Source organism: Streptomyces sp. NPDC001985 (assembly GCF_040296845.1).
In the GTDB taxonomy this organism is placed as follows: Bacteria; Actinomycetota; Actinomycetes; order Streptomycetales; family Streptomycetaceae; genus Streptomyces.
Genome location: NZ_JBEOYB010000141.1, coordinates 1 through 7,867, shown reverse-complemented (window position 1 = coordinate 7,867; position 7,867 = coordinate 1). Strand labels below are relative to the sequence as shown.

Sequence of the window (7,867 nt, the reverse complement as noted above, 5' to 3'; positions counted from 1 at the left end):
GTTCCGTACGAAGATGCTGAGCGTGCCGGGGATGGGCGAGGGCGCCCCGCTCCTCAATCGCCGGAGGGGCTGAGTGGGCGCGGCTCAAGCGTCAACAGGAAGGGAACTCGGGCCTCGGCCTTCCAGCGAAGCCGACCCACCCCAGCCTGTCCGGCGTTTGAGGACGGACCCCGCACCCCGGGACCCCGCACCCCGGGACCCCGCATCCTGCGGGCCCGGGTCGGGGGCCGGCCCCCGGGCCACAGGCCCCGGCATCGACGGCTCAGCCGGCCGCACCGTACCCCGGCAACTGCCCCGCCCCCCGCGCAGCCGGCCCCACGTAACGGGCCGACGGCCGCACCAGCCTCCCCGTCCGCTTCTGCTCCAGAATGTGCGCCGACCACCCCGCCGTCCGCGCACACGTGAACATCGACGTGAACATGTGCGCCGGCACCTCCGCGAAATCCAGCACGATCGCCGCCCAGAACTCCACATTGGTCGCCAGCACCCTCTCCGGCCGCCGCTCCCTCAACTCCCCCAGCGCCGCCCGCTCCAGCGCCTCCGCCACCTCGAACCGCGGCGCGCCCAACTCCTTCGCGGTGCGCCGCAGCACCCTCGCCCGGGGGTCCTCCGCCCGGTACACCCGGTGCCCGAACCCCATCAGCCGCTCCCCCCGGTCCAGCGCCCCGCGCACATACCCCTCCGCGTCCCCGCTCCGCTCGATCTCCTCGATCATCCCGAGCACCCGCGACGGCGCCCCGCCGTGCAGCGGCCCCGACATCGCCCCCACCGCCCCCGAGAGCGCCGCCGCCACATCCGCCCCCGTGGAGGCGATGACCCGCGCGGTGAAGGTCGAGGCGTTCATCCCGTGCTCCGCCGCCGAGGTCCAGTACGCGTCGACGGCCCGCACATGGCGCGGATCGGGCTCCCCGCGCCAGCGCACCATGAACCGCTCCACCACCGACCGCGCCTTGTCGATCTCCCGCTGCGGCACCATCGGCAGCCCCTGCCCCCGCGCGCTCTGCGCCACGTACGACAGCGCCATCACGGCCGCCCGCGCCAGATCGTCGCGGGCGCACTCCGCGTCGATGTCGAGGAGCGGCTTCAGCCCCCACACCGGCGCGAGCATCGCCAGCGCCGACTGCACATCCACCCGGATGTCCCCGGAGTGCACCGGGATGGGGAACGGCTCGGCCGCCGGCAGCCCCGGCTCGAACGCCCCGTCCACCAGCAGCCCCCACACCTTCCCGAAGGAGACGTGCCCGACGAGATCCTCGATGTCCACCCCCCGGTAGCGGAGCGCACCCCCTTCCTTGTCGGGTTCGGCGATCTCCGTCTCGAACGCGACGACTCCCTCAAGACCCGGTACGAACTCGGACATACGGCGGCTCCTCATCGGACGTACGGCTAAGGCGACGGGAAGAGGATTCTGGTCCCTGCGGGCGGCGCGGGGAAGCGGGCCGCCCCGTACGGCGCCCGCCCGGCCGCTGCGGCAGGATGAACCCCATGACCGACCCCGCCACCGCCGGGAGCGCCCCGCCGGACCCCGCCGTCATGCGCAGGCGCTACCACTCCGCCCCGCTCCTGGAGAGCGAGCTGGCCCCGGACCCGATGGAGCAGTTCGCCCACTGGTTCCGCCAGGCCGTCTCGGCGGGGCTGCACGAGCCCAACGCCATGGTGGTCTCCACGGCCACCCCCGACGGCCGGCCCTCCTCGCGCACCGTGCTGCTGAAGCAGTACGACTCCCGGGGGTTCGTCTTCTACACCAACTACGCCTCCCGCAAGGGCTCCGAGCTGGCCGCCAACCCGTGGACCGCGCTGCTCTTCCCCTGGCATCCGCTGGCCCGCCAGATCCAGGTCACCGGCACCGCGTCCCGGGTCGGCAGGGACGAGACGGCGGCGTACTTCCGCAGCCGCCCGCACGGCTCCCAGCTCGGCGCGTGGGCCAGCGAGCAGTCCTCGGTGATCGGCTCCCGGCAGGAGCTGCTGCGCCGGTACGAGGAGCTGGCGGCCCGCTACCCGGAGGGTGAGCGGGTGCCCGCGCCACCGGAGTGGGGCGGATTCCGGGTCGTCCCGGAGAGCGTGGAGTTCTGGCAGGGGCACGAGAACCGGCTCCACGACCGGCTGCGGTACGTCCGCGCGGGGGAGGGGTGGCGGGTCGAGCGCCTCGCCCCCTGAGGGGCCGGGGCCGGGACCGGATTCCCGTTCTGATCCCGTCCTGGCCGGAGACGCGGACGACCCGTGGGCCTGTTTCCTTCCGTCGGTACGCAACGGTCGGAAGCCGGTCGGATCACCGGCAGCCCACGGGTCGGGTGACTGCTTGGGATTGCGGCAGGAGGCCTGCCGGCAAAGGTGCGACGGCAGGCCTCTAGCCCGCAGTCACCTCACGCATCCGAAAAGAAATCACTTCCGGATCACCTCCTTTCATCGTGTGCTCCACAGCCTAGAAGCCTCTCCGCCGTGGGCTCAACCGAATTAAATGAGCCTTTCTGCACCCCTCCGACGGACAACGAACAGCCGGAACCTGGTGTGTCCTGTGTCACGTTCGAGTTGAATGGGTCCGGAGGGAGCCCGGGATGAGTGCTTCGAAAAGTGAACCGGCGCTGACGGCGACGGCGACAGCGGGGGCGGAGCTGCTGACCGCCCTGCTCGACGGGATGGACGCGGCGCTCTGCGCCTTCGGCGCGGACGGCACGATCACCCACTGGAACCGTGAGGCCGAGCGGATTCTCGGCTGGGCGCCCCAGGAGGCCGTCGGGCGGCGCGGCTTCGCCGGGTGGGCGGTGAGACCCGCCGACGCCCCGGAGGTGCGGCGGCGGCTGATGGCCGCGATGGACGGCCCCGGGCGCACCGTCCACGAGTTCGCGCTGCTCCGCAAGGACGGCGGGCGGATTCTCGTCCGGGCCCAGTGCGCCCGGGTCCTGGGCGCGGACGGTGAACCGGCCGGGGTGTACTGCGCGTTCAGCGAGGTGCACGCGCAGATCGATCTGGAGCGGTCGATCGCGCTCAGCGAGGCGCTCTTCGACACCGCCTCCTGGGGGGTGGTCCTCGTCGACGTCGATCTGCGGCCGACCGTGGTCAACACCTACGCGGCCCGGGCCCTGGGGGCCGGCAGCGCCTCCCCGCTGGGCCGGCCGCTCGGTGAGCTGGTGGCCCAGGGCGTGGACGAGCTGGAGGGCGCGCTCCACCATGTCCTCTCGGAGGGGGCGCCGCGCGGGATCAACGAGATGTGGGTGACCCTGGCGGGTGCCGAGGGGGAGCCGGAGCGGCGCCGCTGCTGGCGGAGCGGGTTCCTGCGGCTGTCGTCCCCGCTGGCGGAGCAGCCGGTGCCGCTGGGCGTCGGCTGGATCTTCCACGATGTGACGGAGGCCAAGCTCGCCGAGCAGGAGTCGGACCGGCTCCGGTTCCGCGCCAGCCAGCTCCACCGGGCTGCCCGCGCGGCGGCGGAGTGCGAGGACCCGGTGGAGGCGGCCATGGCGTATCTGGACTTCGCGCTCGCGGGCTTCGCCGACCATGTGCTGGTCGATCTGCGGGAGCCGGGGGAGCGCGGCCGGCTGATCCGGACCGCGTCCACCCCCGGGGCGGCGCCGGGCCCCTGTGTCCCGGTCGCGGGCGGCGGTATTCCCGTGCGCTATCCGCCCGGCCACCCCGCGCTCCAGGCGGTCGACCGCACGGGCTCGGTCCGTGCGAGCGCGCCCGTGCCGGTGTCCGCCTCCGCGTGGGCCACCTGGTCCGAGGACCGCCTCTGGCCCGCCGATATGAACCACTCCCTCTGCACGGTCCTCCGCAGCCGTGGCCGCACCCTGGGCGTGGCCACCTTCCTCCGCGCCCGCCCGCGCCCCGCCTTCGACCGGGCCGACGCGGTGTACGCGGAGAGCATGTCGGCGATGGTCGCCGCCTCCCTCGACCTCGCCGCCCCGCCGCCCCCCGACTGAGCCCCCGTGCGCCGGTGCGCCGGTGCGGCACCGCTCAGCCGCCCGGTGACACCAGCCCCCGCTCCTGCGCGATGAACACCAACTGCGCCCGGTCCCGGGCGCCGAGCCTGGCCGGCGGACGGGTCATGCACGCCTTCACGGTCGCCACACTGATGAAGAGCCGCCCGGAGACCTCCGTGTTGGACAGGCCGGCGGCCGTCCGTTCCGCGACCACCCGGGCGGGCCGCGCCGGCCCGGAGCGATGGCGTCGGGCGTCACCGGCCGGCCGCCGAGGGCCGCACGGTCCCGGTCTCCAGCCATCTGATGACCGAGACGGAGCACACCGCCGACGACATCCCGGTGACCGGGCGCGGAGAGCTGATCGCCTCCGGACCGCCGGCGGAGTCCGCCGCCCGGGGCGGCCGGCGCGAGGTGACCGTCCGGGCACCGGACCCCGCCGCGCTCACCGCGCTGGTGACCGCCACCGCCACGGGCTCGCTGGAGCGCGCACCGGACGGCTCGTACACGGTGACCGGGCTCGACGCGCCCCGACCGGCCGAACTGGCCTTCGAGCACCGTGTGATGCTCCACGAGCTGACCCCCCGGACGACCTCCCTCGAAGGGGCCTCCCCGGAGCTGACCGCCGGCCACACCGGCCGTCTCTCGGGGGAGCGCCGATGACGACGACCCGCCGCCGGCCCGGGGACGCCCGGTTCTCCGGTCTTCCCGCCGCCGAGTGGATCGAGCTGCGCTCCCTGCGCTCGGTCCAGGGCTCGCTGATCGCCGGAGCGCTGGTGATCACCGGCATCCGCGCCAACTCCGCCCGGTCCGACGTGGATCTGCTGAGCTTTTACGCGTCCCCATGGTGGCGGCGGGCGGCGATCGACCCGATGCACACGGCCTGTCGCGGTGGCGGCCACCGTCCTGCCGGCGCACCGCCGCGACCTGTGCCCCCCGCCCGTGGCCGCCCCCGCCCGCCGGGCCGGGACCGCTCCGTGCCCCCGCTCACCGCGCCCCGGCGGCCCCGGCGGGCGGACGGTTCAGCGGCGGTAGAAGATGCGGTCCCCGTACTCCCGCATCACCCGGTCGTTCCACTCGTAGCCGCCGTCCACGTTCCCGGACCGCAGCATCGGCGGCTCGACGCCCCGCTCCGCCAGCCGCTCGGCCGCCGCCGCCAGCGTCGCCTGCATCAGCGCGCTGGTGACCACGGTCGACGCGGGCGCGAACGGCGCCTCGATGCCCTCGTGCGTCAGCTCCGCGTCCCCGACCGCGATCTTGGAGTCGAGGACCACATCGCAGTGGTCCTTGAGGAAGGTGCCGGAGCTGTGCCGGGACCTGGTCTGCTCCGTGTACGCCACCGAGGTCACGCCGATGACCGTGATACCGAGCGCCCGGGCGTTCATCGCCATCTCCACGGGCAGCGCGTTCCGCCCGGAGAGCGAGATGATCACCAGCAGATCGCCGCGGGTCAGCGGGCTGGTGTCCAGCACGGCCGCCGCCAGCCCGTCCACCCGCTCCAGCGCGGAGCCGAGCGTCGCCGGCATGACATCGACACCGAGGGTGCCGGGGACGGCGAGCAGATTCATCAGGGCGAGACCGCCCGCCCGGTAGACCACGTCCTGCGCCGCGAGAGAGGAGTGCCCGGCGCCGAAGGCGAAGAGTTTGCCCTCCGCGGCGATGGTGTCCGCGATGGCCTCCCCGGCGGCGGCGATGCTCCCCGCCTCCTCGTCCCGTACACGCTGCAGCAGACCGATCGCGGCGTCGAAGAATTGACCGGCCAGCTTGCTCTCGCTCATCATTGAGCCCTTTCCGGATGCGGAACGCAGTTTCGGGAATACCCGTGCCGCCGATCACGTTGCGGTCTGGACCATTGCCCTGTCAATACTGTCCCTAGAGTCTCTGACACCGGCTCCGCCCGCCGGCTTCTCCCGGCGTCAGCACGGTTGTCACTGGGATGCGTAAGAATTGACTCCGGGGCCGCAGCGCACGATTTCATCGAGGGGCACGTATGTCCGGACTGATCGACACCACGGAGATGTACCTCCGCACCATCCTCGAACTGGAAGAGGAAGGTGTGGTTCCCATGCGAGCCCGCATCGCCGAGCGGCTGGACCAGAGCGGTCCCACGGTCAGCCAGACCGTGGCCCGTATGGAGCGGGACGGCTTGGTGACGGTCGCCGGGGACCGCCATCTGGAGCTGACCGACGAGGGCAGGCGGCTGGCGACGCGCGTGATGCGCAAGCACCGGCTCGCCGAGTGTCTCCTCGTCGATGTGATCGGCCTGGAGTGGGAGCAGGTCCACGCCGAGGCGTGTCGCTGGGAGCACGTCATGAGCGAGGCGGTGGAGCGGCGGGTGCTGGAGCTGCTGCGCCACCCCACCGAGTCGCCCTACGGGAACCCGATCCCGGGCCTGGAGGAGCTGGGCGAGAAGGCCGAGGCCGATCCCTTCCTCGACGAGGGCATGGTCTCGCTGGCCGATCTGGACCCGGGGGTGGACGGCAAGACCGTGGTCGTCCGCCGGATCGGCGAGCCGATCCAGACCGACGCCCAGCTGATGTACACCCTGCGCCGCGCGGGGGTGCAGCCCGGCTCGGTGGTGAGCGTGACCGAGTCGGCCGGCGGGGTGCTGGTCGGCAGCAGCGGAGAGGCGGCCGAGCTGGAGGCGGATGTCGCCTCGCATGTCTTCGTCGCCAAGCGCTGACACCTTCCCGAGCAGCACGAGCAGCACGAGCAGCACGAGCAGCCCGAGCAGTACAAGAAGTACAAGCAACACAAGAAGTACAGGGAACACAGGAAGAAGAACCGGAAACACCGGAAGCGGGAGAAGAAGGGGCGCGGGTTCGCAGCCCGCGCCCGGGCCGGGCCCTCGGAGGTGCCCGGCCGGGAGCCCCGGCCGTCCGGCCCGGCCCCGGTTGTCACTGTGCGCCCTCTGTCTCCCCACTGTGCGCCCCCTGCCCTCCCGGGGGCCCTCTGCCGCGAAATTCCGCCCCATCACCGGCTATCACCGGCCTTCCCGGCCGGTTCGCACCGGAAGGGAAGCGCCCGGGGCGCCTCGCGTGCGACGCTGTTGCCGAGGCATATGACACTCGGCCGGGGAGGGATCAGGGTGATGCGCCCGTCGTGCGCCCCTCTGTGCTCAGCGGTGCCCCCGATACGCGAACCCGTCCGCCTGGACCGCCCGCCACCCGGCCCCGCCGGTGATGGGGGCACACCCGCCCGGCCCCGCCGGCGCGGGAGACTCCGTGGCCCGGGGGCCGGCCCCGCGCCGTGCGGGTTCCCGGAAGGGGTGCGGGGTCCGTCCCCCGTCCGCTCCGGAGCCGCCTCCGGGGCGCGTCCCCCTCGGACTCGGCCGGCACCGCCCTCGCGCGGTGCGGCCCTCCCCGTGCGGCGGCCCGGCCGGTGCGTCCTTCCGCGCCTCCGCCCGCGACAGGAATGCCCCGGCGCCCTAGGGCGCCGGGGCCTGCCCTCCCCTGCACTGACCCGGAGCCCCGAGCTCCCAGGGTCATTCCCCACGGACCGTCTTCCCCGAGCGGCCCGCCTCCCGCAGGAGATCTCCCCCCACCGGCAGGAGTCATTCCTGATGAGCGGTCACTCAAACGAGGGGTGTTGTACGCCAGAACCGTGTATTCGAATGAGAGTTCGATAGGCTGAGTGGGTCGACCGGGGGAGAGAAGGGGGTGCCGGCCACATGGCGCGGCGCATCGATGTGACCGGAGCCGACGGCGTGCACCTGGCCGCCTGGGAATTCGCCGATCCGCTGAAGGGCAGCCGTGAGCCCCGGGCCGATCCCGGCTGCCCCCCGGCGGGCGGAGCGCCGGGCGGGCCGCCGGCGGCGCCGGCGGGGTGCGGGCAGGGCGGGCCCGGAGCGGCCTCCGGCGAGCGGGGCGGGCCCGGGCCCGGGCCCCCCCCGGGGTGCGGGGTCTCCACGGGCTCCGGGGGTGCGCGGGGGACAGGGGGCCCGGGGGGGGCCCGCG

At 73.7% G+C, this 7,867-nt stretch carries 7 protein-coding genes; 4 read left to right on the top strand and 3 right to left on the bottom strand.

All coding sequences use genetic code 11. The features are described 5' to 3' along the window. Positions 1 to 262 precede the first annotated feature (262 nt). Positions 263 to 1,360 carry a citrate synthase 2 gene (locus ABT122_RS32700; RefSeq protein ID WP_351559672.1) on the bottom strand — a complete coding sequence of 366 codons (1,098 nt, stop codon included), beginning with the start codon at positions 1,358 to 1,360 and terminating at the stop codon, positions 263 to 265. A gap of 125 nt (positions 1,361 to 1,485) precedes the next feature. Here ABT122_RS32700 and pdxH point away from each other — a divergent pair, with 125 nt between their 5' ends. Together pdxH and ABT122_RS32690 are read left to right on the top strand one after the other, a co-directional pair. Then, positions 1,486 to 2,157: a pyridoxamine 5'-phosphate oxidase gene (gene pdxH / locus ABT122_RS32695; protein WP_351559671.1), complete on the top strand. Its 672-nt coding sequence runs from the start codon at positions 1,486 to 1,488 to the stop codon at positions 2,155 to 2,157. A 398-nt stretch (positions 2,158 to 2,555) separates the two neighbouring features. Further along, positions 2,556 to 3,914 carry a PAS domain-containing protein gene (locus ABT122_RS32690; RefSeq protein WP_351559669.1) on the top strand — a complete coding sequence of 453 codons (1,359 nt, stop codon included), beginning with the start codon at positions 2,556 to 2,558 and terminating at the stop codon, positions 3,912 to 3,914. A 34-nt stretch (positions 3,915 to 3,948) separates the two neighbouring features. On the opposite strand, the gene ABT122_RS32685 is transcribed toward ABT122_RS32690, so the two are convergent. Next, entirely contained in the window at positions 3,949 to 4,128 is a 180-nt protein-coding gene (locus ABT122_RS32685; RefSeq protein WP_351559667.1) for a response regulator transcription factor, read from the bottom strand. Between the two features lie 89 nt (positions 4,129 to 4,217). Here ABT122_RS32685 and ABT122_RS32680 point away from each other — a divergent pair, with 89 nt between their 5' ends. Then, the gene (locus ABT122_RS32680) at positions 4,218 to 4,574 is read left to right on the top strand and encodes a DUF8746 domain-containing protein (RefSeq protein ID WP_351559665.1); all 357 of its coding nucleotides are present in this window, start codon (positions 4,218 to 4,220) and stop codon (positions 4,572 to 4,574) included. Between the two features lie 359 nt (positions 4,575 to 4,933). On the opposite strand, the gene ABT122_RS32675 is transcribed toward ABT122_RS32680, so the two are convergent. After that, on the bottom strand, positions 4,934 to 5,689 hold the full coding sequence (locus ABT122_RS32675; protein WP_351559664.1) for an SIS domain-containing protein: 756 nt from the start codon (positions 5,687 to 5,689) through the stop codon (positions 4,934 to 4,936). 212 nt (positions 5,690 to 5,901) lie between these two features. On the opposite strand from ABT122_RS32675, the gene ABT122_RS32670 reads away from it, so the two are divergent. Further along, positions 5,902 to 6,594 (top strand): iron-dependent transcriptional repressor DtxR, encoded by a 693-nt coding sequence (locus ABT122_RS32670; protein ID WP_351559662.1) that lies wholly within the window; start codon positions 5,902 to 5,904, stop codon positions 6,592 to 6,594. Positions 6,595 to 7,867: the final 1,273 nt, after the last annotated feature.